Consider the following 397-nt stretch of genomic DNA (forward strand, 5'->3'; position numbering starts at 1 on the left):
TAAGCGGCCTGCGTCTTGCCGGCGATCTGCTCTACCTTGCCCTTGATCTCGGTGCCGGCGCGGCCGGTCACCCTCCCGGCAACTTCCTTCATCTTGCCCTTGGCTTCCTCGATACGGCCCTTCACTTGATCCTTGTTCATCGTCAGCTCCAGTTAGCGACTGGTACAGGAATGAATGCCCTCCAGCGGCGGGCGCCGGCAAGATCGCCGTGCCCGCGCCGTGTCCACATGCATGAACGGGAGAGCGCTGAGATCAGCTTAGGCAGCCGCGGGGGCTTTGCGTGTCAGGCGGCGGCTGTAAGCCCTGTAGGACGAAACCCCACGCATTTGCGAGTGAGGCGCGATTGAGGCCCGGCAGTGGGGGAGACAGAGAAAAGCGAGAGGAGAGAAAAGCGGCG

The 397-nt window shown here is 63.0% G+C and carries 1 protein-coding gene; it reads right to left on the reverse strand.

The window, feature by feature from the left end; genetic code table 11:
- Positions 1–140 (reverse strand): CsbD family protein (locus ACYP5B_RS37795; RefSeq protein ID WP_459573054.1); only part of this gene is annotated, 140 nt, incomplete at its 3' end.
- Between the last annotated feature and the right edge of the window lie 257 nt (positions 141–397).

It is taken from the genome of Cupriavidus sp. 8B, assembly GCF_054589115.1.